This is a genomic window from Paenibacillus sp. FSL R7-0652 (genome assembly GCF_038595045.1).
Classification (GTDB): Bacteria; Bacillota; Bacilli; order Paenibacillales; family Paenibacillaceae; genus Paenibacillus.
This window is the reverse complement of record NZ_CP152001.1, coordinates 4,163,875-4,190,395: the sequence shown is the minus strand read 5'-3', so window position 1 is coordinate 4,190,395 and position 26,521 is coordinate 4,163,875. Positions and strand designations below refer to the sequence as shown.

At 46.1% G+C, this 26,521-nt stretch carries 25 protein-coding genes; all 25 read left to right on the top strand.

Translation table 11 applies throughout. The annotated features are described in order from the left end of the window. Position 1 precedes the first annotated feature (1 nt). A complete protein-coding gene (spoIIIAF, locus tag MKY97_RS18605; protein WP_342551798.1) occupies positions 2–844 on the top strand; it encodes a stage III sporulation protein AF in 843 nt (280 codons plus the stop codon). A 15-nt stretch (positions 845–859) separates the two neighbouring features. Then, positions 860–1,498 carry a stage III sporulation protein AG gene (spoIIIAG, locus tag MKY97_RS18600; RefSeq protein WP_342551797.1) on the top strand — a complete coding sequence of 213 codons (639 nt, stop codon included), beginning with the start codon at positions 860–862 and terminating at the stop codon, positions 1,496–1,498. 37 nt (positions 1,499–1,535) lie between these two features. Further along, positions 1,536–2,378: a SpoIIIAH-like family protein gene (locus MKY97_RS18595; protein ID WP_342551796.1), complete on the top strand. Its 843-nt coding sequence runs from the start codon at positions 1,536–1,538 to the stop codon at positions 2,376–2,378. A gap of 139 nt (positions 2,379–2,517) precedes the next feature. Then, the gene (gene accB / locus MKY97_RS18590; protein ID WP_342556384.1) at positions 2,518–2,985 is read left to right on the top strand and encodes an acetyl-CoA carboxylase biotin carboxyl carrier protein; all 468 of its coding nucleotides are present in this window, start codon (positions 2,518–2,520) and stop codon (positions 2,983–2,985) included. 55 nt (positions 2,986–3,040) lie between these two features. Beyond that, the gene (accC, locus tag MKY97_RS18585) at positions 3,041–4,384 is read left to right on the top strand and encodes an acetyl-CoA carboxylase biotin carboxylase subunit (protein WP_342551795.1); all 1,344 of its coding nucleotides are present in this window, start codon (positions 3,041–3,043) and stop codon (positions 4,382–4,384) included. 215 nt (positions 4,385–4,599) lie between these two features. Beyond that, on the top strand, positions 4,600–5,010 hold the full coding sequence (locus MKY97_RS18580; protein ID WP_090922519.1) for an Asp23/Gls24 family envelope stress response protein: 411 nt from the start codon (positions 4,600–4,602) through the stop codon (positions 5,008–5,010). A 148-nt stretch (positions 5,011–5,158) separates the two neighbouring features. Beyond that, positions 5,159–5,698 (top strand): alkaline shock response membrane anchor protein AmaP, encoded by a 540-nt coding sequence (gene amaP, locus MKY97_RS18575; protein ID WP_342551794.1) that lies wholly within the window; start codon positions 5,159–5,161, stop codon positions 5,696–5,698. Between the two features lie 14 nt (positions 5,699–5,712). Continuing rightward, on the top strand, positions 5,713–5,946 hold the full coding sequence (locus tag MKY97_RS18570; protein WP_342551793.1) for a DUF2273 domain-containing protein: 234 nt from the start codon (positions 5,713–5,715) through the stop codon (positions 5,944–5,946). 214 nt (positions 5,947–6,160) lie between these two features. Further along, on the top strand, positions 6,161–6,613 hold the full coding sequence (gene nusB / locus MKY97_RS18565; RefSeq protein WP_342551792.1) for a transcription antitermination factor NusB: 453 nt from the start codon (positions 6,161–6,163) through the stop codon (positions 6,611–6,613). A 97-nt stretch (positions 6,614–6,710) separates the two neighbouring features. Next, complete coding sequence (gene folD, locus MKY97_RS18560) at positions 6,711–7,568, top strand: bifunctional methylenetetrahydrofolate dehydrogenase/methenyltetrahydrofolate cyclohydrolase FolD (protein WP_342551791.1); 858 nt, start codon at positions 6,711–6,713, stop codon at positions 7,566–7,568. A 10-nt stretch (positions 7,569–7,578) separates the two neighbouring features. Beyond that, positions 7,579–8,943, top strand: a complete 1,365-nt coding sequence (xseA, locus tag MKY97_RS18555) for an exodeoxyribonuclease VII large subunit (protein WP_342551790.1) — start codon at positions 7,579–7,581, stop codon at positions 8,941–8,943. Next, positions 8,933–9,190, top strand: a complete 258-nt coding sequence (gene xseB / locus MKY97_RS18550) for an exodeoxyribonuclease VII small subunit (protein WP_342551789.1) — start codon at positions 8,933–8,935, stop codon at positions 9,188–9,190. Before xseA ends, xseB begins: the two co-directional genes overlap by 11 nt. Then, positions 9,183–10,088, top strand: a complete 906-nt coding sequence (locus MKY97_RS18545; protein WP_342556383.1) for a polyprenyl synthetase family protein — start codon at positions 9,183–9,185, stop codon at positions 10,086–10,088. The genes xseB and MKY97_RS18545 overlap by 8 nt, the downstream gene beginning before the upstream one ends. A 277-nt stretch (positions 10,089–10,365) precedes the next feature. Beyond that, the gene (gene dxs / locus MKY97_RS18540; protein WP_342551788.1) at positions 10,366–12,273 is read left to right on the top strand and encodes a 1-deoxy-D-xylulose-5-phosphate synthase; all 1,908 of its coding nucleotides are present in this window, start codon (positions 10,366–10,368) and stop codon (positions 12,271–12,273) included. A gap of 44 nt (positions 12,274–12,317) precedes the next feature. Beyond that, the gene (locus MKY97_RS18535; protein WP_342551787.1) at positions 12,318–13,163 is read left to right on the top strand and encodes a TlyA family RNA methyltransferase; all 846 of its coding nucleotides are present in this window, start codon (positions 12,318–12,320) and stop codon (positions 13,161–13,163) included. Positions 13,164–13,251: 88 nt separating this feature from the next. Further along, on the top strand, positions 13,252–13,737 hold the full coding sequence (locus tag MKY97_RS18530) for a hypothetical protein (protein ID WP_342551786.1): 486 nt from the start codon (positions 13,252–13,254) through the stop codon (positions 13,735–13,737). Positions 13,738–13,821: 84 nt separating this feature from the next. Next, entirely contained in the window at positions 13,822–14,271 is a 450-nt protein-coding gene (gene argR, locus MKY97_RS18525; protein WP_110895260.1) for a transcriptional regulator ArgR, read from the top strand. A 23-nt stretch (positions 14,272–14,294) separates the two neighbouring features. Then, entirely contained in the window at positions 14,295–16,013 is a 1,719-nt protein-coding gene (gene recN / locus MKY97_RS18520; RefSeq protein ID WP_342551785.1) for a DNA repair protein RecN, read from the top strand. Between the two features lie 120 nt (positions 16,014–16,133). Further along, positions 16,134–17,462: a SpoIVB peptidase gene (spoIVB, locus tag MKY97_RS18515; RefSeq protein WP_342551784.1), complete on the top strand. Its 1,329-nt coding sequence runs from the start codon at positions 16,134–16,136 to the stop codon at positions 17,460–17,462. A gap of 203 nt (positions 17,463–17,665) precedes the next feature. Further along, complete coding sequence (gene spo0A, locus MKY97_RS18510) at positions 17,666–18,484, top strand: sporulation transcription factor Spo0A (RefSeq protein ID WP_342551783.1); 819 nt, start codon at positions 17,666–17,668, stop codon at positions 18,482–18,484. 305 nt (positions 18,485–18,789) lie between these two features. Beyond that, the gene (locus MKY97_RS18505; protein ID WP_342556382.1) at positions 18,790–19,755 is read left to right on the top strand and encodes a GGDEF domain-containing protein; all 966 of its coding nucleotides are present in this window, start codon (positions 18,790–18,792) and stop codon (positions 19,753–19,755) included. 349 nt (positions 19,756–20,104) lie between these two features. Then, positions 20,105–22,057, top strand: a complete 1,953-nt coding sequence (locus MKY97_RS18500; protein ID WP_342551782.1) for an AraC family transcriptional regulator — start codon at positions 20,105–20,107, stop codon at positions 22,055–22,057. A gap of 310 nt (positions 22,058–22,367) precedes the next feature. Next, entirely contained in the window at positions 22,368–24,341 is a 1,974-nt protein-coding gene (locus MKY97_RS18495; protein ID WP_342551781.1) for an AraC family transcriptional regulator, read from the top strand. A 150-nt stretch (positions 24,342–24,491) separates the two neighbouring features. Continuing rightward, on the top strand, positions 24,492–25,529 hold the full coding sequence (locus MKY97_RS18490; RefSeq protein ID WP_342551780.1) for an NAD(P)/FAD-dependent oxidoreductase: 1,038 nt from the start codon (positions 24,492–24,494) through the stop codon (positions 25,527–25,529). 243 nt (positions 25,530–25,772) lie between these two features. Beyond that, positions 25,773–26,426: a hypothetical protein gene (locus MKY97_RS18485; protein ID WP_342551779.1), complete on the top strand. Its 654-nt coding sequence runs from the start codon at positions 25,773–25,775 to the stop codon at positions 26,424–26,426. Positions 26,427–26,521 lie beyond the last annotated feature (95 nt).

The following is a 26,521-nucleotide window of genomic DNA, read 5'->3' as shown; positions in this document are numbered from 1 at the left end:
GATGGGGTGGCTGAGCAGCTGGCTGCAGGATCTGATCATGATCGTTTTGCTGGCGACGTTTGTGGATATGCTGCTTCCGAATCGTTCCATGGAAAGGTACGTCAAGCTTGTGCTGAGCCTTCTCATCCTGCTGACCCTGTTATCACCTATAACCAAACTGCTGCGGAGTGATCCGGTAGGCGAGTTGAAACGAGCGATGACAGCAATGGATGCTCCGAAAGATGATCATACCTCTTTGGAGCAGATTCTGGCTCAGGGGAAGCGGATGCAGGCAAGTGAACAGCAGCAGTCACTAAAGTGGACGGCCAAGGAACTCGCTAACGTCATGAAAGAGCAGATCGAAGAAACTACTGGCGCCAAAGTTCAGTCTGTCGAGGTACGGCTGGCGATGAAAAAACAGGAATCCGATACAGAATCAGCTTCCTCAGTTGAACTGCCTGTTATTCAACATGTTGTGGTTGAGCTGGCTGGGGAGTTGGAAAATTCGGAGGTGGATTCGGGAAGGGCAGAGCCTGTGAATAGTTCTCCGATGTCAGAAACGAAAGATCGGGCAAAGCAGAATGAAATGCAGCCCGGCAATCCACCGATCCGGATTGATTCGATTGAAGTTGCGAAGGTGCAGATTGATACGGATGTAGAGGAATTAAACAGCCCTCAAGCATCTTCTGGTCCTAATCCCGCCTCACCTGTTACCCGCAGCTCTGGTGAAGGTTCCGACGCACAGCAAACAAGTACTGCAAGCTCTGAGCATGCTGTACAGATTATTTCACTGCTCAAAGAGAATTGGAAGATTGACGCCACTCAAGTCCAAGTGACCGAGACCAAAACTGCAGCGGTGCTCTGAGAAGGAGGGAATCCGATGAAACAATGGTTCAAAAAGCTGGAAACCTGGATGGGTGGTGGTGAGGGAGGGGCTAAGCGAAGCCAAACGTTGCGATGGCTGATCGTTCTGGGACTGATCGGTGTAGGCATTATGCTGTTTAATTCCTTTGTTAACGTCAAAAAAATTGATTCCGAGAACATCGGCAGAGAACCGCCTGAGCAGGTGACTTCAATGTCAGCCGTTCAGAATGATTTGCTGGAGGAGAATCCTTTTCAAGCGATTGAAATGGCATTTGAAGACAAGGTCAAAGGGGTACTGGAGAACATTGTCGGCGTAGGTACGGTTGATGTGATGGTTACGGTGGATTCCACGGAAGAATTGGTCGTGCAGCGGAACGTAAAAGATTCACAGCAGCTGACCGAAGAGACGGATGCTAACGGCGGCAAAAGGCATATGACGCAGTACACGCGTGACGGTGAAATTATTACGTATGAAATATCAGGGGATCAGACGCCGATTGTTACGAAAAAGTTGAAACCACAGATTCGTGGTGTGCTGGTCGTAGCGAAAGGTGCAGAGAACAAGGTTGTGAAAGACCTGATTACAGATGCTGTTGAAAAAGGTTTAAATGTCGCGGCGTACCGGATTTCGGTTGTTCCGCGCAAGCAGGATTAAACAATCCGTGTAACCCCATTTAGAGGAGGATATTCTAATGAATAACAAACGTCAAACGATATGGCTTGTCTCCATGCTGAGCCTGATGGTTATTTTATCCGCATACTATCTTTTTACGGAAGATTCAGGCCCTGTTAATCCCCCTGTCGCTGACAGTCAGCAGGTGGACGGTATGAAACAGGGTGAAGCCAAGGAAACAGCTGGCCTCCTGGACCCGACGGATGGCCTGGTGATCAATGAAGTCGTGGATAGCGGCAAGGTTACGGATGATGCAAGTGCAGCAGACCCCGCTGGAAATGCCGCGGGCACAGAGGGACAGGAAGCGGGTAATACGGAGAAAACACCGGCTGCTGAGCAGGGTGTTAAAGAAGGCGAAAGCGATAAAAAGACAGATGGAGCCGCTGAACAGGGCACAACAGCTGTACCTGAAACAGGAAATAAAACAGATGGCAAAACGGAGGGCGGCACAGCCAAATCAGACGAGGAAGTGCTCAAGGAGATGGAGCAGCAAAACACGGCTGTATCAGCCAGCAGTCAGTTCCAGAACTATCAGTGGCAGCGTGAGGAAAACAACAATCGCAAGTATGAGGAACTGATGACCGTGGCAGGTGACCTGAGCAAAACTCCGGAAGAAAATGCAAAAGCGACAGAGCAGCTGCGTGCACTGGAAGACAAGGAAGCTAAAATTACAGGTATCGAAGAAACGCTCTCCCAGCAGTATGCCAATGCAATCGTTCAGGAGGAAGCTGACAAGTATAAAGTGGTGGTCCTGAGTGATAAACTGGATGTTAAACAGGCGGTTTCCATTGTGGATCTCGTTATGAAAGAATTGTCCGTGTCTCAAAACAAAATTAGTGTGCAGTATGTCACAGAACAGTAATCTGAAATGTGATATGGAAGCCCGGGGAGCTTGTTCGACTCTCGGGCTCTTTCCATTTTTAACGATTATGATATAATACTAAAAGCCATATGACCGTCCTAGTGAGACTGGCATGATGCCGAAGGAGTGAATAATGGAAATGTTTAAATTGAGTGAAATTAAAGAACTGATTAAATTGGTTGATGAAAGTTCCGTTCAGGAATTGGAAATTGAAAATGAAGGATCGCGTTTGTCGATTCGCAAACCGGGTAAAACGGAGTATGTGCAGGCTGCTGCTGTACAACCGCAAGTCATTGCTGCACCTCAGGTACAGCCTACTGCTGCTGTTGTGAGCGAGGCTGCTCCGCAAGCCGATACAACAAGTCATTTACATAAAATTGTATCTCCGATGGTGGGTACATTTTACAGAGCTTCCTCACCGGAAGCGGGTCCTTTCGTGAGTGTGGGTGATAAAGTTGTTGAGAAAACAACGGTATGCATCATCGAAGCCATGAAGCTGATGAACGAGCTTGATGCCGACATCAAAGGAGAAATCGTTGAAGTACTGGTTGAAAATGGACAGCTTGTCGAATATGGACAACCACTGTTCCTGGTGAAACCGGAATAACGGTTATAACGGCTTTATATCAGCCGCATGAGCTTCGAAGGAGGACAATAACGAAATGAAATTTCATAAAATATTGATTGCCAATCGCGGCGAGATTGCAGTACGCATCATTCGTGCTTGCCGTGAGCTTGGCATATCGACAGTGGCTGTGTACTCGGAAGCGGACAAGGATTCGCTTCATGTCCGTCTTGCAGACGAAGCATACTGTATCGGACCAACACTGTCCAAAGACAGTTATCTTAACTTTACGAACCTGATGAGTGCAGCTACGCTGACGGAATGTGATGCCATTCACCCGGGATACGGCTTTTTGGCCGAAAATGCTGATTTTGCGGAAATCTGTGATTCCTGCAACATTACATTCATTGGTCCTTCACCGGAAGCGATCACTAAAATGGGTGACAAGGCCGTAGCCAAACAAACCATGAAAGATGCAGGCGTGCCTGTCATTCCTGGATCAGACGGCCTTGTAGAAACAACGGAAGAAGCGATTATGATTGGCCGTGATATCGGTTATCCTGTCATTATCAAAGCTACAGCTGGTGGCGGTGGTAAAGGGATTCGGATCGCTGAGGACGAGGAGCAGTTGGTAAAACAGATTACGGCTGCGCAGCAGGAGGCCCAGAAAGCATTCGGTAATGCTGGCGTTTATCTGGAAAAATTCCTGACAGGCATGAAACACGTTGAAATTCAAATTATGGCAGACAAGCATGGCAATGCCGTGCACCTTGGCGAGCGTGACTGCTCGGTTCAACGTCGTCGTCAGAAGCTCGTTGAGGAAGCACCTTGTCCCGTTCTGAACGAGGAAGTGCGTTCCCTCATGGGAGAAGCTGCCGTTCGTGCTGCACTTGCGGTAAATTACTCTGGAGCGGGTACTCTAGAATTTCTGCTCAGTCCCAATGGCGAGTTCTACTTTATGGAGATGAATACGCGTATTCAGGTCGAGCATCCGGTCACCGAAATGGTAACAGGTGTAGACCTGATTCGGGAAATGATCTCTGTTGCTGAAGGGAATCCGCTCTCTTTCCGTCAGGAAGACGTAGTCATTAACGGATGGTCAATTGAATGCCGGATTAACGCTGAAGATCCTGCCCGGAACTTCATGCCTGCACCTGGCAAGATCGGTTTTTACCTTGCACCAGGCGGTCCTGGAGTACGTGTGGACAGTGCGGCATATCCTGGTTACACGATCTCACCTTTTTACGATTCCATGATCGCGAAACTGATCGTTTGGGGTGCGACACGGGATGAGGCCATTGCCAAAATGAAGCGTGCCCTCGCAGAGTTTGCTATTGAAGGCATCTCGACAACCATTCCTTTTCATCAGAAGCTTCTGGAGCATCCTACGTTTATTCGCGGAGATTTCGATATTAAATTTCTTGAGGAAAACGAGATTTAACAGTCATATTGGGCTTGTTTGTCATAATGCAGCCCAAATGATATAGTATGTAATAATAAGAGCGCATGTCTCCTGCACAGGATAAGCCGCACATCAGTGGATGGCTGCAGGAGTTCCGGTAAAGCCGGACCGGAAGGGTTCTGAGCCTGATGTTAAGAACCAGCGCCCTGACGGATGGCCGCAAACTTATCTCGCGAAAGGTGTGTTAAACATTTATGAGTACACTACCGACAGAATTTGAACGTACGGATATCGGTGAAATCCAGATCGCACCTGAAGTTATCGAAGTGATTGCTGGACTTGCAACTGTAGAGGTTAAGGGAGTAGCAGGGATGAGCGGTGGATTTGCAGGTGGGTTCGCAGAGCTGCTGGGCCGCAAGAACCTTTCTAAAGGGGTTAAGGTTGAAGTAGGTCAACGCGAAGCTGCTGTGGATGTTTCCGTCATTATCGAATATGGATACCGTCTGCCGCAGGTTGCCACTGAAATTCAGCAAAACGTGAAACGCTCCATCGAGAACATGACAGGACTTAACGTGAACGAAGTGAATGTGCACATCCATGACGTGCAGTTCAAAAGTGCTGAAAAAGTGGAAGAGATCGACCTGAACACGCAGCGCGTAAAATAAAAAAGGCAGATTTCCCCCGGCACTTCTGTCGGGGGTTATCCCGTCTTGGACATGTCTCAGGTGGTCCTCCTGCATTGGACAAGGATAGATATGTTATGCTATTCAGCAGGTTAAGCAATGTGAGTGAGCAAGGGAGGCTGTGCAGTTCGTGGCTAAAATACTGGATCGGCTTCTGTTGTTTATATACAGCATAAGCGTAGGCGCAATATCGGCAGCGGTTATCTTACTGATTAGCGGCGTGCTGCCATACGAATTGAATTACCAGCAGGAACAAAACGTTATTGTGGCTTCCATTGTCGCAGCAGCGGTTTTGTTTGTCCTGAGTTTACGTTTTTTCTACATCTCGATTCGGCGTGAGCGCGGTTCGCTGCCGTCTGTGAATCAGCGTACCGAGTTTGGAGATGTACAGATATCAATGGAGACGATTGAAAATCTCTGTATGAAAGCCACTTCCCGCTTTCGCGGAGTACGTGATGTCAAAGCACGCATTCGCGTGGTTGAGTCAGGACTGGAGATCAAGATTCGTGCTGTTGTGGATGGGGAGACTCCTATTCCGGCGCTGACGACGGATCTTCAGAAGGCGATACATGATCATGTGCAGGAGATTACGGGAATTCCGGTTTCTTTTGTAACTGTGTATATCGCTAATGTGACCCAGGCGCCTAACTACAAGAGCCGCGTGGAATGAGGTGAGTTTCACTGATGTTGTGGAAAGAGATTTGGGATAACTATAAGGGACGGATTCTCGGCATTGCCTTTGGTATCCTATTAGGGTTTCTTTATGTATGGATCGGTTTTTGGGATATGTTGTTCTTTGCACTCTTGGTGTTCATCGGTTATACGTTTGGCAGACGAAGCGATGCGAAGCTGGGCTCGTTTATTCCCTGGGGGGAGTTGCGGCAGTGGCTTGGGGATCGCTGGCGTCCGTTCAAATAAACCTATCAGAACCCTGCAATATGTTTCTTCCGAAAATAGAACTGTAGTTTGAGCTGCCCGATTTTCGGAGGAAACGTTTTGCAGGTTTTTTTGTGAAAAGAGATCGCAATATCAGAGAGGTCCCATGGGTATCCTGAATAGGTAACGAAGTGGTTCCTCGAATTTAAAATAAGCATGATGACGCTCGAGAAATGAGCGCTGCAGGAGGCAGGACATGAAAAGACGTTTGGCAAGGGAAATTGCAGTACAAAGTCTGTATCAGATGGAAATGAACGAAGTAGGTGCAGCTGAAGCGGTTAATATGCTGATCAATGAAGCGGCTGAGGAAAATGAGACCGATGTGGTTATCCGCGACGCCGATGTGATGCGCAGCTACGTTACCGAATTGGTGCATGGAGCATGGAGCCACAAAGAAGCGATTGACGGATTGCTTGTAGATTATTTAAAAGGCTGGCAGCTGAGTCGTTTATCACGTGTAGATCGTCAAATTTTACGTTTGTCTACGTATGAAATGGTATTCCGTGATGACGTTCCGGCTAAAGTTTCTGTCAATGAAGCGATTGAACTGTCGAAGTATTTCGGTACAGATGAATCAGGCAAGTTCGTCAACGGTGTTCTTGGCCGCATGATTCAGGAAGTAGACAGCATCAAGCAAAAATTGTCCTAAGGAACAAGTTTGAATGACACGATAGGCAGCTTATCATGTGAGGTTACATCCAGATCGTTTTATCTAATATATGTTCATATAAGGGAGAGAGAGTCCAATGACAGCATCTATTATTAACGGTAAAGAAGTATCCCAAGAGCTCCGCGCAAGCATGACCGCAGAAGTAAAACAGCTTGGCGAACAGGGCGTAACACCTGGTCTGGCTGTTGTGCTCGTCGGCGAGGACCCGGCTTCTCAAGTTTATGTGCGTAATAAGGAAAAAGCATGTCATGACCTCGGTTTCTATTCCGAAGTGCATCGTTTGGATGCGGATACGTCTCAGGCTGATCTGCTTGCTTTGGTGGACAAGCTGAACAATCAAAAATCCATTCATGGTATTCTGGTGCAGCTTCCGCTCCCAAGTCACATTGAAGAGAAAGCGGTCATTGATGCGATTGCTGTTGAGAAAGATGTGGATGGATTTCATCCTGTTAATGTAGGAAACCTTGTAATTGGAGATGACAGCCTGCTGCCTTGTACTCCTGCGGGTGTCATTGAATTGATCAAACGCACGGGGCTGGAGATGTCCGGTAAACATGCGGTAGTTATCGGTCGCAGTAACATTGTGGGCAAACCGGTATCCCTGCTGCTTCAGCGTGAAAATGCAACGGTGACCATGTGCCATTCTCGTACAGCTAATATGAAAGAAATTACGCGTCAGGCAGATATTCTAGTTGTGGCAATCGGGCGTGCCAACTTTGTGGATGCTTCATACGTAAAACCGGGTGCGGTTGTCATTGATGTCGGGATGAATCGTCTGGATAACGGTAAACTCGCAGGTGATGTGGATTTTGAAAGTGTAAAAGAGGTCTCCGGACCAATTACACCTGTTCCCGGCGGCGTAGGCCCGATGACGATTACCATGCTGATGCAGAACACTCTGATCGCGGCTAAGCGCGCTCACGGATTGGCCTAGGGTTTTGTCTGTGGCAGATCAGAAAATATACTCTATTAAAGACCTGAATCGATATATCCGAATGAAGCTGGAATCGGATCAGGTTCTGTCGGACGTCTGGCTGCGCGGAGAGATTTCCAATTTCACGCATCACTCCAGCGGACACATGTATTTTACGTTAAAGGATAAAGACAGCCGAATCAAATCCATCATGTTTGCGTCCCATAATCAGCGTTTGCCCTTTGTACCGAAAGAGGGTGCGAGGGTTATCGCGCGTGGGAATGTGTCGGTGTATGAGCGGGACGGGCAGTATCAATTTTATGCGACACATATGCAGCCGGATGGGATAGGCAGTCTGTATCTCGCTTATGAACAGCTGAAAAAGAAACTGGAGGACGAAGGGTTGTTCTCCCCAGCGCGTAAGAGACCTATTCCGCGATATCCACATACGATCGGTGTTGTCACTTCTCCTACCGGAGCTGCCGTTCGTGACATTATGATTACGCTGCAGCGGAGGTATCCGTCGGCCAGAGTTGTGTTATATCCGGTACTTGTTCAGGGGAAAGGGGCAGCTCCCTCCATTGTGAAAGCGATAGGGAACCTGAACGCTATGGGTGAAGCAGATGTGATGATTGTAGGCCGGGGCGGCGGGTCATTGGAAGAGCTTTGGGCTTTTAATGAAGAGATCGTAGCCCGTGCCATTGCGGCTTCGACCATTCCGGTGATCTCTGCGGTCGGACATGAAACAGATTTTACCATTGCAGACTTTGCTGCGGATTTACGTGCTGCCACGCCGACGGCGGCTGCGGAACTTGCTGTACCGAATCGTGCTGAATTATTGGAACAGATCGGGCAAAGACAGCGTCAGCTGCAGAACAGCCTGCGGCAGCGTGCAGTCTATCATCGTGAACGGCTGGCTCGTCTGCAGCGCTCTCCAGTCCTTGTGCATCCACGCAGAACGCTGATGCAGCATACAGAGCGCCTGGATATGCTCCAGCAGCGCCTGCAGCGAAGTGTGGATACGCGGATGAAATGGACGGGGGAAAAGCAGGAAAGGCTCCGTGCCGCCCTGCAGCGCTTTAACCCTCGTGACCAGGTGAATACCGCTCACCGGGACAATGCAGCAGCTCGCAGACAGCTTGAACTCGCAATCCGTTCGATTACACGCAGCAAGCAGCAGCAGTGGAAGTCACTTGTGCGGCACCTTGATGCGCTTAGTCCGCTAAAGGTGATGTCTCGTGGTTATAGTCTTGTGTATGACGAGCAGGAGCAGCGTTTGATCAAATCGTTAAAAGATGTGCAGCCAGGAGATTCAGTCAAGATCAAATTAGCGGACGGACAGCTCGACTGTCAGGTCTGGGGAATGAAGGAGGATAACAACATCCATGGCGAATGAACCGGAACTGAATTTTGAAGAGGCAATGGCGGCATTGGAAGACATCGTAGGACAGCTTGAGCATGGAGATGTACCTCTGGAGCAGGCGATTGATTTGTTTCAGCGCGGCATGAAGCTCTCCCAGTTATGCGGCCTGAAGCTGGAACAAGTGGAACGCAAGATCGAGATGATCGTAGAAGAAGATGGAGAGCTTCGCAAGAAGCCTTTTGGCACGGCAGAGGAAGAGAGCGGTGAGATTCATGAGTAACCGTCCTTCGTTCGAAGCCTATCTTCAGGAGATTACAGGTGAAATTACTGAAGCGTTGAAGCACATTCTGCCAGAGCACTGGGATGTGCCTCGTTCACTGACGGAAGCGATGCAGTATTCTTTAATGGCCGGAGGCAAGCGCCTTCGTCCGCTTCTGGTCGTTGCTGCGGCGGAAGCCTTCGGTGCGGAGCGTAAAGCTGCGATGCCGGCAGCCTGCGCCGTGGAGATGGTTCATACATACTCCTTGATCCACGACGACCTGCCTGCTATGGATAATGATGATTATCGCAGGGGAAAATTAACGAATCACAAAGTTTATGGTGAAGCGACAGCCATCCTTGCGGGTGATGCGCTGCTGACCCATGCTTTTTACAGCATCGTGCAAGCGGGACGTCAAAACGGAATACGCGCTGAAGCGTTGTTAGCTATTGTTGAAGATTTGGCTGAGCTTGCGGGAGCAAGAGGCATGGTAGGTGGTCAGGTTGCCGATATGGAAGGCGAGCAGGGCATGACCGATTTATCTCAGCTCCAATACATTCATCTGCATAAAACAGGTGATTTGATTGTCTTCTCCCTGCTTGCAGGGGCACGTATCGGCGGAGCGTCAGAAGGACAGCTGGAGGCGCTTCGGGTATTTGGGCGTGATCTGGGACTGGCGTTCCAGATTCAGGATGATATCTTGGACCTGACGGGCGACGAGCAGAAGATGGGCAAAAAAACGCAAAGTGATGTGAATCAGCAGAAGGTAACTTACCCTTACTTTATCGGCATGGAAGCTTCGGCTGCCGAGGTGAAGACACTCACGCAATCCGCTAAAGATGCGCTTGAACGAGCACAACTGCCAGATGCTTCCCGGTTATTGGAGATTGCAGATTACCTGATGAGTCGTGATCATTAACATCTACCGGGTGATTCAAAGTGAAACTGACAGTGTAATGAATGTAATGGCCTTCTGATGCCCATTAACAAAGACTTATGCAATAATTCAGGAATACATAATACAGAGTCGTTGGAATATATACTTGAAGCGAATCATTCGTAATCAGGTTCGGCAGGCTGTAAATTATGATTCTTGTTGATTTATGGTATAATGGTTCAATGTTATTCCATCAATTACGCATACTAAATGATAAATGTTCAATAAACAAACATTCTAGGAAAGCGGGGAGATTCTCGTGCTGCTTCCACAAATTAAACAACCCAGTGATCTAAAGGTGATGTCCCAGGATGATCTTGTCCTTTTGTCGGCAGAAATCCGGCAGTTTCTCATTGAGAAGCTGTCCGTTACGGGCGGACATCTTGCACCAAACTTAGGAGTGGTTGAGCTCACGGTGGCCCTGCACTACTGCTACAATAGTCCAACAGATAAAATGATTTTTGATGTAGGGCATCAGGCATATGTGCATAAAGTTTTGACAGGGCGCATGGATCGTTTTGATACGCTGCGTCAACAGAACGGATTATGCGGATTTGTCAAACGGAACGAAAGTGAACATGACGTATGGGAAGCCGGACACAGCAGCACTTCATTGTCAGCTGCCATGGGAATGGCTCTGGCTCGTGACCTTAAAGGGGAAGAGAACCAAGTCATTGCCATTATTGGTGATGGAGCACTTACAGGTGGTATGGCATTTGAGGCACTTAACCATATCGGTCATGAGCAGCGCAAACTGATGGTTATTTTGAATGACAATGAAATGTCCATCGCTCCCAATGTGGGAGCCATGCACAAATATTTGAGTAAAATTCGTTCAGATCGTCATTATCTGAAAGCAAAAGATGATGTAGAAGGGATTCTCAAAAAAATTCCGGCTATTGGCGACCGTCTGGCGAAGTCGGCGAGCTGGATTAAGGACAGCGTCAAATATATGATGGTTCCAGGAGTGCTTTTTGAAGAACTGGGCTTCACGTACTTGGGTCCTATTGATGGGCATGATATACCACAGCTGATTGAAGCGTTCAAACAGGCTGACAATGTAGATGGACCTGTAATGGTTCACGTGCTTACAACGAAGGGCAAAGGTTACCAACCTGCTGAAGCCGATTCCCATAAGTGGCATGGCATTTCACCCTATAAAATTGAATCAGGTCAGGTGCTGAAAGCCGTCGGAAAACCGATGTACACGGAAGTGTTTGGTCAGACACTCATTGAACTCGCCAAAGAGGACCAGCGCATCGTTGCTGTAACACCTGCGATGCCTACGGGCTCGGGGCTTATTCCCTTCAGCAAGGAGTTTCCGGACCGTATGATTGATGTAGGTATTGCTGAACAGCATGCAGCCACCATGTGTGCCGCGCTGGCAATGGAGGGGCTGAAACCGGTCTACGCTGTATACTCCACGTTTATGCAGCGTGCATATGACCAAATCGTTCATGACATCTGTCGTCATAATGCAAATGTGATATTTGCAATCGATCGTGCAGGGTTCGTTGGCCCCGACGGAGAGACTCATCAAGGGGTATACGATGTCGCGTTTATGCGTCACATTCCGAATATTGTACTGATGATGCCAAAAGATGAGAATGAACTGCGTCATATGATGAAAACGGCGCTTGATTATAACGAAGGGCCTATTGCCTACCGTTACCCGCGTAACAATGTGGTTGGTGTGCCTTTGGATGATGTACTGGTCCCTATTCCGATCGGCTCTTGGGAACAACTGCGACCAGCAGAGGGTTATGCCATTATTGCCTCAGGGTCAATGGTGCAGTTGGCTGAGGAAGCTGCAGATACGGTGAAACGAGAAGGAATGAATGCTGGTGTAATCAATGCGCGTTTCCTCAAACCGCTGGATGAACAAATGCTGCGTGATCTGGCAGTTCGGGGCACGAAGCTGATTGTGCTGGAGGAGACATCCCAAGCAGGCAGTATGGGAAGTGCGGTATTGGAATTTTATGCTGAACAGGGAATGCATGATGTTCAAGTGCATCTGATGGGCATTCCGGATCGCTTTATCGAGCATGGCAGCATCAAGGAACAGCGTGAGGAAGTTGGACTTACGGTGGAGAATGTATGTGCTGAACTGCGCAAAATGGCCGTTCAATCTTCATACGGAATGTCCAAAACACGTTTCCCTTCCTAATAGAGGAATCAACGTAATGAATTATCAGCGGATAGGAGAAAGACATGTCACTCCCGAAAGAACGAATTGATGTGCTGCTGGTGGAACAGGGCTACTACGAGAGCCGTGAGAAGGCAAAGGCCGCAATCATGGCTGGACTGGTGTATGCCAACAATGAGCCTATTGAAAAAGCAGGCATGAAAATTCCCAGGGACGCCGAACTGAAAGTGAAAGGTTCGGTTCATCCTTATGTAGGCCGAGGCGGACTAAAGCTCGAAAAAGCGATTCGTCACTTCGGACTCGATATGAATAAACTTGTCATGCTGGATATAGGATCATCCACTGGCGGTTTTACAGACTGTGCTCTACAGCATGGTGCATCCCACGTGTACGCCATTGACGTCGGATATAACCAGTTGGACTGGTCATTGCGTAATGATGAGCGGGTCACCGTTATGGAACGCACAAATTTCCGATACGTCACACCTGAGGATCTGAGCGGTCCTGTGCCTAACTTTGCGAGTATTGACGTCTCCTTTATTTCGCTGCGAATTATTCTACCGCCGCTGTTAGCTCTGCTGCAGCAGCCTGCAGATATTGTGGCTTTAATCAAACCGCAATTCGAAGCTGGTCGGGATAAAGTGGGTAAATCAGGCGTCGTCCGTGATCCAAAGGTGCACAAGGATGTGCTGCAGATGATGCTTCACTTCGGGTGTCAGCTTGGTTTGAACCTGAAAGGTTTGACATTCTCACCGATTACAGGTGGAGAGGGTAACATTGAATTTCTTGCACACTGGCGTCTGGAAGCACCAGAGGCCGCACAACCAGAGCAGGACAAGTCTTCACTTGATGCACTTGCAGAGCAGGTGGCGAAGGAAGCTTCACATACGTTTACCGGAAACTCATCATAGGATGGGTTTCTTTTCGCTTGAAAGATGATGTTTTGGGATAAAGGAAAACGGTTGTTCGATCTCGAATATGTCATCGAGGTGAGCAGTGATGAATGGTCAATATGACACCATTGTAATTGGTGTATTTGCTGTCTGTTTGATCGTATGGTTGTTTATCGGACTGCGAAACTGGTTGAATCGCCCCATCCCCGTAAGTCTGGCAGAACTGCAGCTCAATGAGAATATACAAGATTCGCCTGCCTTGATTTTACTTGAAGCGAATGGATATGACGTGATCGGTGGTAAAATGAAAGTACCTCTTGCCTTTGAGGCGAATGAGTCCGTATTATACAGCAGGTTATTTATTGATTATGTTGCGGAGCGTGAGGAAGCCAGATATTTAGTCAAAACATCGCGTCGCAGACAGCCGCTCGAACTGAGTGGACCTGCCGTGAGAGATCGTCTGCTCCCTTACCTTTTATTGTATCCAGGATGTGAAGGGCTGCTGTATGTAGACATTGAACATTCCGATATTATTGTAATCAGACTCATGGATTATCAGGAAGAAGTGTATGATGGAGAGGATCTGGACTAATATATATTAAGCATGAGACAGGTGTGGGACAGCATTGCGGTGAAAATCCCGCTTAATTGCAATAACATTTTATTGGAGGCATGTATGAAAGGACAACGACATATTAAGATTCGTGAAATTATAAGCCAAAACGAAATTGAAACTCAGGATGATCTGGTGGAAGCGCTGCGTCAATCGGGTTTTCAGGTGACACAGGCCACGGTATCTCGTGATATTAAAGAGCTCCTGTTAATCAAGATTCCGATGGATGATGGGCGATATAAATATTCGCTGCCGACAGACCAGCGCTACAATCCGATTCAAAAACTCAAGCGTGCCTTGGTGGACAATTTTCTGCACATTGATCATACAAACAATCTCGTGGTTATGAAATGTTTGCCGGGAACAGCAAACTCCATTGCAGCACTGCTTGATAATATTGAATGGACCGAAGTGATGGGTACGATCTGTGGGGATGATACCATCCTTATTATCTGCCGCACAGAAGATAACAGCGTTACTGTCATCGAGCGGATCATGGGATACATTGCTTAAATCAGCCGGAGGTGTTTTTGCAGATGTTAGTTACATTATCGATTCGCAATCTGGCCGTGGTGGAGGAAGTGGATGTTGTCTTTCATCCGGGATTTCATGTTTTATCCGGGGAAACCGGTGCAGGTAAATCCATTATTATAGATGCTCTTGGTTTGATTGCGGGTGGCCGGAGTTCAGCCGATCTGATCAGATATGGATGCGACAAGGCAGAGATGGAAGCGCTGTTTGAGATGGAACCCAGTCATCCGGTATGGAGCACACTGGAACAGCTCGGTATTCATTGTGAGCCCGAGGAGCATCTTGTCATCCGGCGCGAATTGAACATACAGGGAAAAAGTACGTCCCGTATTAACGGGCAGCTTGTTAATTTGACGATGCTGCGTGAAGTTGGGGAGAAGCTGATCAATATTCATGGTCAGCATGAGCACCAGAGTCTGCTGCGTGCAGAAAGCCATCTCGGGCTGCTGGATACGTACGGCTCTGAATTTATCGGCCCGGTTAAAGCGAGATATCAAGAGCGTTACAGCAAATTTATCGCTGCCGAGAAAGAATTGCGAGCGCTCCAAGAGTCAAGCCAGCGGGCTTACCAGCTGCTGGATATGTATCGCTTTCAGCTTGAGGAAATCGCTGCGGCCAGTCTTGCCCGCGGTGAAGATGAATTACTCGGCGAAGAACGGGTCAAACTATCCCATAGTGAGAAAATGATGGACAGCGTTGCTGGTGCTTATGAACTGCTGAATGGACAGCGAGGATTGGAAGCGGTTAGCATAGCTCTATCCCGAATTGAAGATATTTCTGGTTATGACAGCAAAGGATTACAGCCGATTGTAGAGCAGCTGCAGTCTGCCTTTTATCAATTGGAGGATGCAGCGTTTCAGCTTCGAGACTACCGGGAACGGATCGAATTTAATCCGGGCCGGCTGGAGGAAGTGGAACAGCGATTGAACTTGATCTCTGGACTGAAACGCAAATACGGAGACAGTGTTGAACACATTTTAAATTACTACGAACAGATCAGTCACGAAACGGACCAGCTCGAAAACAAGGATGAACGTTTGGAAAAGCTTCGTTCGGAACGTGATAAACTGCTGCTGCTCGTGATGGAGTCAGCTGAGGAACTGAGCAGAGTGCGCAAGCAGTGCGCCGAAGAGCTGGCTGCTCAGGTGGAGAGTGAACTTAAGGATCTGCAGATGGAACGGACTTCACTCCGTGTTCAGATTGTACCTGCTGAAGATCCGAAGGGCATTGAATGGAATGGACGCCGCATTCGATTCAGCCGTCAGGGGGCTGACAATGCAGAATTCCTGATTTCACCGAATCCTGGAGAACCTCTTCGTCCACTGGGCAAAATCGCTTCCGGTGGTGAATTGTCTAGAATTATGCTGGCAATGAAGAGCATTTTTGCTCGTCATGACCGAATTCCGGTATTGATTTTTGACGAGGTGGATACAGGGGTCAGCGGCCGGGCAGCCCAATCCATTGCGGAGAAGCTTCATCGTTTGTCTTCAACATGCCAGGTTTTCTCCATAACACATCTTCCTCAAGTGGCCTGCATGGCAGATCATCAGTACCTGATTGAAAAGCATGTTTATGACGGGCGTACGATGACTCAAGTTGAATCGCTGTCTGAGCAAGGGCGAGTGAAAGAATTGGCACGTATGCTCGGTGGTGTGGAAATTACAGAAAAAACACTGCATCATGCGCAGGAAATGCTGAATCTGGCGGAAGCCAAAAAAGGGTGAAACGAACGACTGGCGTAATGTTTGACAGTAATAAAAGCCTGGGGGCAGGGTTATCTTATAGGTACGCAATTGGCGACCACCTTTCGTCAAGCGAAAGAAGCAAAGGGAGTGTGACAGCCATTGAATTCCCCCCTCAGGAAAAAAATGCTAGGTCTTTTATTTGCCTTCTTTCTATGTGTACTCAGTCAGGTCATTCAGCCGATGCAAAGTTATGCTTCCCTGCCTGATGAAGTTCAGGTGTTTGCGGGCAGGCAGGCAGACGTAAGGCTGGCAGTACCTGCAGCTTCAAGTGCAGTTGTTGATAGACCCGATATCGTTGGATTGGATCATCAATCCGCGTTGAAGGTTACTCGGCAGCAGCCTCTGCATCTTCATCCTCAGCAGACAGGACATGCCAAACTGACCTTGAAATTATGGGGTAAGATCCCTGTTAAAACGGTCAATGTGAACGTAATTCCTGATCTGCGTGTTGTTCCCGGGGGTCAAACGATTGGCGTCAAAGTTAAATCTGCAGGCATCCTCGTTGTCGGACATCATCTCGTGCGCTCCAATCCGGATGAGCGAAAATCACCAGGCGAAGCCGCGGGTATCAAACTAGGTGACTTGATTACTCATATGGATGGCAAACGTCTGGATGGTGTAGCTGGCGTGGCTGAAGCCGTTGAACTTGCTGGTAAACGTAATCAAAGTATTCATGTTGTGTTGAAGCGCGGCAGCGAAACGATCAAGACCAAGCTGACTCCAGCGTATGATGCGGAAGACAAAGCCTGGAGACTTGGTCTTTACATTCGTGATTCAGCAGCGGGTGTAGGCACTCTCACCTTCTATGCACCTGATCAAGGGGTATATGGGGCGTTAGGACATGTTATTACGGATATGAATACACAAACGTCTATCGTTGTGGGCAGCGGACAGATCGTGCAGTCTAACGTGACCTCCATTTCAAAAAGTGAAACGGGTGATCCCGGTGAAAAAAGAGCTCATTTTCTTAAAGAAAGCAAAATTCTAGGTAATATCGAACGTAATACAGCATTCGGCATCTTCGGTAAAATGTCTCAAAATCCCGAACACAGTCTGTATTCACAGGGCATCCCCGTCGCTTTTTCACACGAGGTGAAGGAAGGTCCCGCTGAAATTCTGACTGTGGTGGATGGGCAGCAGGTAGAACGTTTCTCCATTGATATTGTACATGTTGCCGATCAATCGGAGCCAGCAACGAAAGGACTCGTACTACGTATTACTGATCCCAAGCTGATCGATAAAACGGGCGGCATTGTCCAAGGCATGAGCGGCAGCCCTATCGTCCAAGATGGCAAGTTAATTGGAGCGGTAACACATGTGTTTGTAAATGATCCGAAATCCGGTTATGGATGCTTTATTGAGTGGATGCTTCAGGATGCCGGTGTTATGATGAGAAAAAACCAAGCGAAAAACCTTAAGGCTGGATAAACAGCTTTAAGGTTTTTTTGTCGAAAGTAAACATATTATATCGGTTGTTGAAATAAAATATTTATTATAAAGGATCAAGAAAAAAAAATAAAGAAAAATAATTTTCGACAGAAGGAATTTCACTTGGCGTGTCGAAAATTTAACGTGTAAGGAAATGTACGAAATTGTAAAAGACGAGGTTCAAATAAAAGGAGGATACCGTTTTGCAAAAAATTGAGGTACTGCTGGCCGATGATAACCGTGAATTTACGAATTTGCTTGCCGAATATATATCCGAGCAGGAAGATATGGAAGTAACCGGTATTGCATACAATGGTGAAGAAGTACTGCAGCTGCTGGAACAAACTCGGGATGTACCGGATGTGCTCATTCTGGACATTATCATGCCTCATCTGGATGGACTCGGTGTGCTGGAGCGCCTGCGCAGCCTGAATCTGTCTCCGCAGCCGAAAGTGATTATGCTCACCGCTTTCGGTCAGGAAAACATCACACAGCGTGCCGTGCAGCTCGGAGCTTCCTACTACATTTTGAAGCCGTTTGACATGGAAGTTCTGGCGAACCGCGTACGTCAGCTTGTGGGCACGCAAACGACAATGTCAACAAGCAGCGGCTCGTCCTCTTCCTCGATGTTTATGAACAAATCCAATGTCGTACCGATGGGTAAACACAAAAATCTGGATGCCAGCATCACGTCAATCATACATGAAATCGGAGTTCCTGCGCATATTAAAGGATATCAGTATTTGCGTGAAGCGATTACGATGGTCTACAACAATATCGAAATTTTGGGAGCGATCACCAAAACGCTGTATCCGGCCATTGCCGAAAAATTCAAAACGACGCCGTCCCGCGTCGAACGTGCCATCCGTCACGCGATTGAAGTGGCATGGACACGCGGCAACATCGACAGCATCAGCCACCTGTTTGGCTACACGATCAACATCAGCAAGTCCAAGCCGACAAATAGCGAATTCATCGCGATGGTCGCTGACAAGCTCAGAATTGAGCATAAGGTGAGCTGAAAGGATCAGGAATAAAGTATAAAAAGCGCACTTCTCCATTCATTCGTCTATAGACGATCAAGGAGGGGTGCGTTTTGATTTTAATTAGCAAAAATGCAATATATGTACACCGACCATAATCGGATAACATCAAAGTCGTTTTTAGATATCGTGACTATTTACATGGAATTGTGCAAGTTCGAGTGTGGTATTGGTATTCTTTTATAAAAATTTACCTAACGTTAACGCTTTTTTAGGTAGAAAGTGGTACGATGTGTCCACAGATAGATCAAAAGTGACAGGGTTGATGATGAGGCGAGGAGTTGATGGTTGTGTTTACTCAAATAGGTGAAATTGCTGAACCGATTCCAGTCGTACTGCCTGAAACCAAGTGTGATGCCTTATATCAGCTGTTTACATCAAATCCGAATCTGGAAGGTGCAGCGGTTACAGGAAAAAAAGGCATATCATTAATGATGCGAACCCGGTTCTTTCAACAGATCGGTACACAATACGGTTACAACCTGTATATGGGGCGCCCTGTAAAGCTGCTTATGAACGTGAATGCTCTGGTCGTGGATTACTCGGAACAGATTACAGATGTAAGTGTCGCAGCGATGAAGCGCGAGGAGGCTGACCTGTATGATCTGGTTCTGGTAACATCTGGGGAACGATTCCACGGAGCGGTAAGTATCCGGCGGCTGCTTCTGGCAGTTGCAGATGTTCGAGCTGAAATGGCCAGCTTTATGAATCCGCTAACTGGACTTCCCGGTAATCGAATTATTGATGATCGATTAGTTCAGGTACTTCAGCAGGACCAGTTCAGTGTTCTCTACATTGACCTGGATCAGTTCAAATCATATAACGATAGTTACGGATTCAAAATGGGAGACGACCTTATACAGGCCACAGCCGGTTTACTGCGTGAGCATTTTGGTGTATCGGAAGGTTTTCTAGGCCATATTGGTGGCGATGATTTTATCGTGATTTTGAACCATCACCAGTACAAACAGGTCTGTGAAGAGGTGATTTCCCGGTTTGAGAAGTTGAAGCAGAGCTTCTACAACGAACAGGACTGGAGCAACCAGTATGTGATAGGCGAAGGTCGATCTGGATTGAACAGACCTATTCCTTTGGTATCTGTATCAATTGCTGTAGTGACCAATCTCTATCAACGGTATGGTAACATCAATCAAATTGTACATGAAGCTGCAGGTGTGAAAAAAAGCTGTAAATCCATCAACGGCAGCATTATCTGTTCGAATGACATGAAAGTTCAAAAAGTTACCTAGTTATTATGAAACTTACGCTATAAACCGCTAAGCTAAGATTGGCGGAGAGGATATAAGTATACATACAAGACAGGATCATCTCTGTGTAGGTATATAAGATGATGTTTATCTGTTTCTTACTGTTGGAGCTTAAGTGTTTTTTAGTGTTCAAGGAACTAATATCCAATGAGACATCTCGAAATCACTCCCCCGTCACCTTATCCAATTACAAATCGATTTTGAGTACTCAATTACAACAACAGTTTCTATTGCACAAATTAACATATTAATTGATAATGATTATTAATGATTATCAAAAAAAGAAGGGAAGCAAAGATATAATCTATATAAAAGGAGTAGGGTTAGTATCATGTGGAATGAATATTATATACTCTGGAATTATGCCGCAGTGAATATAGCAGATATTCGTTATGTGGAATTTAGAGCGTATGAAGAGATGAAATATAAATTTCCATCACATACCTTTATTCTCACTTTTCAGGGTAATGCTGGAGTGATAATTGATAATGTGAATTATGAAGTGAATCGGATTTATGTTCTCCATGGGGGAAAGGGGAGTGAATTGGTTATTCAAGCAGGAGAAGCCGGCTTACGATTGTATTACTTGATGTATAGGGCCGAACTGCCTAGAGCGGGAAGAGATTATCTGCAAAAGATAATGGATCGTACCAATCCGTTTCAGATGAATTTTGGCCTTTCACCAGACAAGCCAACCATGTTATATGAGCAGTTGAAACAGATGCATATTTTGTGGAATTCAAAAAAAATGGATCAACATTTTCAGGCCAAAAGTTTGTTCTTTTCCTTTGTGGAGCAGATATTATCACAGATTTCTTCTGGATCAAAACACAATCGGAGTGCTAAGGAACAGGCCAACAAAATCATGAAAATTATAGAATCTTCTTACACACAGCCACTCACGCTTCATGCTTTGGCAGAAATGGTAAACACCAGTCCAAGAAGTTTGTCACGCAAGTTTAAGCAGTCGGTTGGTACCAGTCCCATCGATTACCTTATCCAGTTTCGTTTATTCAAAGCCAAAGAGATGCTGCTGGAAACCGACGCCACACTGGATGAAATTGCGGCAGGGATTGGTTATCCGGATGGTTATTATTTAGGACGTATGTTCAAGAAACATACAGGGCTTTCTCCTATGCAATTCAAGAAAAAATCCTCCATTCCTCTGCATTGGCCAGATTTGACATCAACCTTGTCTGGAAATGATATTTCCAAAGGTACAGGTAGGAAGTATGTTTATGGTGATGATGATAATCATTATCAATATAAACATGGAGGATTCATTCATATGAACAGACAAACAAGAACCGGAATGTTGCTTAGTATGCTTCTAATTCTTACTTTATTGGTCAGTGCCTGCTCAGCAAGTGGCGCCAATAGTATCGGGGGAGAACCATCAGGAAGCAATGGTTCCCAGACCAAAGTAACAGCGGAGAACCAAAGCAAGACATCTAAAGTACGCACGGTTTCAACGATGAAGGGGAGTATCACCATCCCAGATGAACCTAAACGGATTGTGGTTGATCTGTATTTGGGAAGCCTTATTGCTTTGGGAATCAAGCCAGTGGGTACACCCGAATTAAATCTCAAGAATCCTTATTTTATTGATTCGCTTGAAGGTGTTCAAAATATTGGGGAATATGAAACGATTTCTCTTGAAAAAGTGTTAGAACTTGAACCCGATTTGATTGTGACAGGCAATCCTGAATTATATGACTCGTTTAGCAAAATAGCACCTACCCTTGTTATTCCTTATGGAGAATTCAAAAACACTCACGAAGAAATCACCTATTTCGGTGAAGTGCTGAATAAAAAAGAAGAATCCAAAGCCTGGTTAGCTAATTATGATGCTAGAATTGCAGATGCCAAGAAGCGTGTCAGTGAAGCAATCGATGCATCTGCCGAAGTGTCGGTGATGCAGTTCAATGAAAAAGCTCCATTAGCCTTTGGTGATAATTTTGGTCGCGGAGGTCAGGCCGTTTATAGCGCACTTGGTTTGAATCCCCCTCCTGATAAAAAAGAGATTTTAATGAAGGAGCAACTGGTAGAAGTTTCAGCAGAAGCGATCCCGGAATTTGCTGGAGACTACATTATTCTAACGGCAGATGACCTAACGCTGGAAGATTTAAAAAACAAAGCAGTCTGGAGTTCTCTGGATGCAGTTAAGAACGATCGTGTATTTATATGGAGCCAGGATCGTTCATGGTATTTTGACCCGATTGCAACATTAGATCAAACAGAGGAGCTGGCTGCTTGGTTTACAGAGATTTCGGGAAAAGAATAAACGATATAAAATGCGGATAAGATTAAATATCCGATTGCTTATTTTTACAATAGAGTGTATACCCTGGGTAATCTCCCCGTTCATTTTGAGTGCGGCTGTTTCAGCATCGTTATCGAATACGATTCAATCAAATTTTGTCTTTCCCTCTAGGTAGAATCAATTCCACTCTAAATTTCAGTTGATAATGAAAATTATTATCACTTATAATTGGTATACTGTAGTGAACCGTTATTACTCACATTTTTTATCAATTTGGGAGAATGATGAGCTTGTAAACTCTATAGAGTGAGATAGGATTGGAGAGTATTTGATGCAATTAGACGAACAGATGAAATGCTGGAATCAAGCCGCAGTTAAGGTTCTGGATATCCGTCGAATCGTTATGGAGAGAGGAGCACAACTGAGTTCCTATTTACTTCCGGCAAATGGATTTATATATACGATTCGGGGATCCGCTCAACTTCAATTAGATGGACAAGCATACCAGGCGGAGCCATTTTACATGCTTCATGGAGCGAAAGGATCTTCACTGGATATCCAAGCGAATGCAGATTTTGAATATATTCTGCTTTATTACAGAGCATTCCTTGCCTTTCCTCGTTTTCGAAAAAAAATGTTATTGGCACAGCCCCAGGCTGCACCGTTCTCCTTGCAGTATGGATTTACACCGAGTAATCCACTGGGGCTGTTACGATATCTTAGTGAGATGGAGAAAGCATGGGCGCAGTCAAGCCATTTAAATCTGCTTCATACTAAAAGTTTGTTTTATCAGTTCATTCATGAGTTGATGGTTCAACTGTCTGCACAGGAGGTTCAAACAGAACTTGCGGACCCTGTAAAACAAACCATTCGTTACATCCAGAATCATTACAGAGAGCAGGTTACACTTGATTTGCTAGCAGAGCAATTTAATTACAGCTCTCGTCATTTATCCATGCGATTTAAAAGAAAGACGGGTTATAGTCCCATCGATTACTTAATTCAGACACGAATCGGAAGGGCTAGGGAATTACTCGTGCGCTCTGATGCAAAGCTCGCTTCTATCGCAGCAGAGGTTGGTTATTCGGACGTGTACTACTTCAGCCGTATTTTCAAGAAATATGTAGGCATGTCTCCAAGTCTATATCAAAAGAAGATGAGGGAAGAAGGACGAGCTGAAGATCGTCCATTGCATTTATCCGAATCGTCCATTGGCTGGAACTTGAAGTCGAGCTATATTGATTATGATAATCATTATCAATATAAAGACGGAGGGTTTACATCGATGAAAAGAAAAAAAACAAGTTCCAGCATGATCATGATTGCATTGTTAAGTTTAACGATGCTTCTTGCGGCCTGTTCTTCGGGGACGGCAGCTAATCAATCTGCCGGTGCAGGAACGAGTACGAATTCCAATAACAGTAATCAGGCAGTAACTTCAGAGACGGGAAGTCAAGTAAACAAAGATAATGAAACACGTACTATCTCAACAATAAAAGGTGATGTGATTGTTCCAGCTAATCCGGAACGGGTTGTTGTGCTGTATCTCCAGGGGGATGTGGTTGCACTCGGGGTTAAGCCAATCGCTACATCAGATGTATATGATGGGGCTGCTTACAAGGGTGAGCTTGAAGGTGTGGATTCACTCGGAACCTGGTTCGAACCAAACCCTGAAGCGATCATTGACCTTAATCCAGACCTGATTATTGTTCCGTCGGAAGAAACATATGACACTTTGAAAAATATCGCACCTACGGTGTATATTCCATATGAGAAAATGACAACAGAAGAACGGCTTCACAGCATAGCCAGCATCTTTGGCAAAGAAAAGGAAGCTGAAATCTTGATTAACAACCTGAACAGCAAGGTGGAAGATGGGAAGAAAAAACTTGCAGACGCAGGTATATTGGATAAAACCATTTCTATTATCGAAGGTGGTTTGAAGAGCATGGTCGTTGTGGAAAGTAAGCAGTTTGGCCGTGGTTCTCAGGTAGTATATGAGTATCTGGAAATGAAAGCTCCTGAGGTGGTACAAGATAAAATTGATGTAATTTCAGAAGCGGCAGGTTCTACGATTTCTATGGAAGTACTTCCTGAATATATAGGTGACTATGTGTTTCGCTCAGTTTATAAAGGGGCAGACAATCTGACGAACAACCCTATATGGCGCAGCATCCCGGCAGTAAAAGAAGGTCGGCTGATCGAGATTGATTTTGATTTTTTCTATTATTCAGATGTATATTCAATCAATAAACAACTCGATTTTGTTGTAGATAAACTGTTAGCTGCTCCAAAAGTCCACTAATTCATGAAAGAATGTCATTAAAAGAGTATTTATGAACGTTTATAAATATGCATTGTAATTTCAACAGATTTCCATTAAACTTAAACGATAATGAGAATCAATATCACAAAAATCAACATTTTGATTCGAATGGATGGAGGTCCTGTAGAGATGAAACCAGAATTGGAGCTTTATGATGTAACGATAATCGGAGGCGGCCCTGCGGGCATGTACTCTGCTTTTTATAGCGGTATGCGGGATATGAAAACCAAATTGATTGAGGCACGCGACAGACTAGGAGGACGAATGCTGTTTTATCCAGAGAAAATGATCTGGGATGTCGGTGGCGTGACTCCAATCCTCTGTGAAGATCTGATTAAGCAGCTTGAACAGCAGGCTCGCACGTTCGATCCCACGCTGGTGTTCGGGCAGCAAATCGAAGGGTTCGAGCGTCAAGCTGACGGAACGATTCTGTTAACAGCTGCTGGCGGTGAACAGCACTGGACTCGAACGGTTATTATGGCTATCGGATACGGTATTTATAAGATGGCCAAGCTGGAGCTTGATGGAGCAGATCGTTATGAAGTGTCGAATTTGCACTACACGGTGCAGGAGCTGGAGCCTTTCCGGGGCAAACGAGTTCTGATTTCTGGTGGAGGAGATTCAGCTGTAGACTGGGCAAACGAACTGGAGAGTCTGGCCCAGCAGGTAACGGTAGTGCATCGACGGGATCACTTCGGCGGGCTGGAGCGGAACGTGCTGCGTATGAAGGAATCTTCGGTCGACGTACGAACTCCTTATGCAATTGAGAAGCTGCACAGTTTGAGCGGTGATATGATCGAACAGGTAACCATCACACACATGGAGACTGGAGAGACCAAGATGCTTGAAGTCGACGCAGTTATCGTTAATCATGGCATGAAGAGTGATTTTGGTCCGATCCGTGATTGGGGACTAGATCTGGGTGAATGGCATGTCAGCACAACGGATAGGCTGCAGACCAATATTCCAGGTGTTTTTGCTGCAGGTGATTTTGTGGATTATGGAAGTAAGCTGTATCTGATCGCAGGTACGTTTACAGATGCTGCACTTGCTGTTAATAGTGCCAAGCTGTATATGGACCCGGAGGCCGAGAAAGTGGCATATGTATCTTCTCATAACAGCCGCTTCAAAGAGAAAAACAAAGCGCTTGGCGTTGTGGAGGAGTAATGATTATAGAGCAGGATAACTTCGGAATTTTTCCGAGGTTATTTTTTTGCATTTTACGGGTATGAAGATGGTAGAACTGCACAAGATAGAACAGGCTCTGAATTGAAGGGCAGCTGTAAACCGATTATAATCAAGATCTATAACAAGCATCCGTGATCTAAAACAGCTTTCACTGCTGAGCGGTATGGCAGTCAGACGACTCTCGAACCGGATTACAATAGGACAAGAGTGGAGTGCGGTATTATGAAAAAAAGTTCACCACCCCGGCCGCAAAAGGTTATGTTGGTGCAGCACTGGTTTAAAAAAGTAAATAAAAAACGTATTAAATGGTCCGCGGTGTATCTTGCCACTGCTGGAGCACTGCACCGTCTATTGGTGGAAGGGCGTCGCCAGCGGGCAGCAGTGAAAAGACAGCAGCAGGACATGCCTCTCAGCACATTAAAGTCAATGAAGCTTGAACCAGGGGACATTTTATATACACCAAGTTCGGAATCCACGTATTATGCCGGGCATATGGGCATTGTCGGTCTGGATGGCAAAGTGTATCATGTGCACCCTTACGGACCGGTTTTTGCCGATACGCTCGACTGGTATCTTACGCGTTTTTATGAGGGAGACCGCTTTATCGTATTTCGCACCAAACTCCGTCAGGTCGGAACTCGGGCAGCGGAGTGGGTTCAGGAGAATTACGAACAGGTGAGGTTTTATCGTTTGCAAACGAATCTTCTTAGTATAGAACAAAACTATTGTTCCAAATTTATTTATCAAGCGTATAAGTTTACATCCGGATTAGACCTTTGGGAGCGAAAGTTTGCCAAAATGAAGCAGGGATTCATTTACCCGTTTCGCATCGAACGTTCATCTAACTTGGACGTACTGGGTACATTTTATAAATAAGTTCCGTAGAAAAACCGACGCAGCAGCTGTTTCTCTTGTGAAGAGAAGGCGGGCACTGTCGGTTTTTTTTAATATGTACTGAGATTATAACAGGA